Source organism: Mesorhizobium sp. M1E.F.Ca.ET.063.01.1.1 (genome assembly GCF_003998155.1).
GTDB lineage: Bacteria > Pseudomonadota > Alphaproteobacteria > Rhizobiales > Rhizobiaceae > Mesorhizobium.
Window position 1 is genome coordinate 1 of record NZ_RZSC01000861.1, and the last position, 2,299, is coordinate 2,299.

Here is a 2,299-nt window from a genome sequence, read left to right on the forward strand (position 1 = left end):
ATCCTGTTCTATTCGACCGATTATGACGAGCTGATCGGCTGCTGCGACCGCGTGCTTGTGCTTTATGACGGCGCGGTCAAGCGCGAGCTGGTCGGCGCCGAAATCACCGAGCACGCGCTGATCGCCAGCGCGCTGAACATCCACGGAGAAAGTGCCAGGAGCGAGAACGTGGTGAAAGGGGGCGCGGCGTGAAGGACTGGCGCTATTGGCTGGCCGAGCAGCGCGGAACATTGCTCGCGTTCGGCATCTTCATCGTCATGTTCGCGATCTACAGCGCGAACCATCCGGCCGGCTTCACCGCCAATGTCGTGCAGACGGCGGCGAACAAGGGCGTGCTGCTGGCCTTCGTTGCGATGGCGCAGACGCTGGTGGTGATCACCGCCGGCATCGACCTGTCGGTCGGCATGATCTTCACACTGACCAACTGCATGGCTTCCTGGCTGGTGATCGGCACCGGGCTCGAAACCGCCTTCGGTGTGGCTGCCGTGCTTGGCACCGGGCTCATCTGCGGGGCTGTCAACGGCGCCATCGTGATCTATGGCCGCCTGCAGCCGATCGTCGCCACCATCGCTACGGGTGCTGTCTATTTCGGCCTTGCGCTGTTGCTGCGGCCGGTGCCCGGCGGTTCGGTCAATGAAGACCTCGCCGATTTCCTGACCGGGCGCTTCTTCGGCGTCGTGCCAGCAAGCCTGGTGGCACTGTTCGTCGTGGTGCTCATAGTCTGGGTGCCGTTCAGCCGCTCCGAATTCGGCCGCGCCGCCTATGCGGCGGGCTCCTCGGAGACGGCGGCTTATATGTCGGGCGTGCCGATCCGCCGCGGCAAGTTCCTTGCCTATACGCTGGCCGGCCTGCTTGCCGCGATCGGCGGCCTGTTCCTCACCTTCTTCACCTATACGGGGGAGGCGGCCTATGCCAGCGGCAATGCCTACACGCTGTTTTCCATCGCCGCCGTCGTGCTCGGCGGCGTGTCGCTGTTCGGCGGCAAGGGGAGCGCCATCGGCGCGATCTTCGGCGCGCTCGCCTTCCGCACCATCGGCGACCTGTTGTTCGTCTTCGACTTCGATCCGCTCTGGCAGCCGCTGTTCCAGGGCGTTATCCTGTTGATCGCGGTCAGCCTCGGCGCCTTCGCGCTGTTTCGGGTGCGCAACCGGCTGGAGTGGTTCCTGTGAGCGAAACGACGCTTGGCGGCATCGCCGGCCGTATGCCGAAATTCCTCCGCCGCGCCGACCCCGCGGTGATCACCGCCTTTGCCTGCATCCTGCTTCTGCTTCTGGTGGGCAGCCTCTATTCGCGCAGCTTCCTGTCGCCGGAATACTTGCTGCAGCAACTGAAGGTCGCCTCGTTTCTCGGCGTGATCGCCACCGGTATGATGCTGGTGATCCTGCTCGGCCAGATCGACCTGTCCGTGCCGTGGGCCGTTGCGACTGGCGCCATGATGGCCTGCGCGGCCGCCGCCTACGGTCCGGCCGGCATCGCGCTGGCCATTCCTTTCGGCATCCTGTGCGGCGTGGCGATCGGCATCGTCAACGGCATCGGCGTCGCTTACCTGCGCATTCCCTCGATGATCATCACTCTAGCCACCAACGCTGTCGCGCAGGGGCTGATGGTGGTCTATACGGGCGGGTTCTCGCCGCAGGATTCGGCCACGGCGGCGATGCGTTACCTCGCGACCGGTTTTGCCATACCGGGGGTGCCGAACGCCGTGATCATCTGGGCGCTGATAGGGGCCGCAATGGTTTTCGTGCTGACACGCACCAGTTTCGGCCGCGCCGTCTACGGCATCGGCAACCGCGAGCGCGCCGCCTATCTCTCCGGCATCGACACGCGCCGTGTGGTGATGATTGCCTTTGCCGTGTCCGGCGGGCTCTCGGCCTTTGGCGGCGTCCTGCTCGCCGGCTATGCATCGAAGGCCGCGCAGTCGATGGGCGACGCCTATCTGTTACCGTCGATCGCCGCGGTGGTGCTGGGCGGCACCTCGATCCTCGGTGGGCGCGGCTCCTATCTCGGAACCGTTGCAGGCGTGATCCTTATCACGCTGCTGCAATCGATCCTGTCGGTCATGCAGATGCCGGAGGCGGGACGGCAGATCATCTATGGCGTCGTGATCGTCGCCATGCTTCTGCTCTATGGCCGCGCGCCGGCAAGCCGCTGATCGCGGATGAAGGGTCGGCAAGGCCAAAACCATCGGAGGCTTGATTGAACGAGATCCGGTCAGCGCCGGCCATCGTCGTGATGGGGGTTGCCGGCTGCGGCAAGACGGTCGTCGGCGAAGCGCTGGCCAAGTCGCTGGGCGCAGTCT

General features: G+C 65.1%; 2 protein-coding genes and 1 pseudogene. All 3 read left to right on the forward strand.

Annotated features, from left to right (window positions below):
• Nucleotides 1-192 (forward strand): annotated as a pseudogene (locus EOA29_RS33465) (hypothetical protein); the annotation flags it as partial.
• Nucleotides 189-1,169, forward strand: coding sequence for an ABC transporter permease (locus tag EOA29_RS33470; RefSeq protein ID WP_126093001.1), 981 nt, complete (start codon nt 189-191; stop codon nt 1,167-1,169). The pseudogene EOA29_RS33465 and the gene EOA29_RS33470, both read left to right, overlap by 4 nt.
• Nucleotides 1,166-2,152 (forward strand): ABC transporter permease, encoded by a 987-nt coding sequence (locus tag EOA29_RS33475; RefSeq protein WP_126093002.1) that lies wholly within the window; start codon nt 1,166-1,168, stop codon nt 2,150-2,152. The genes EOA29_RS33470 and EOA29_RS33475 overlap by 4 nt, the downstream gene beginning before the upstream one ends.
• The last annotated feature ends 147 nt before the right edge of the window (nt 2,153-2,299 follow it).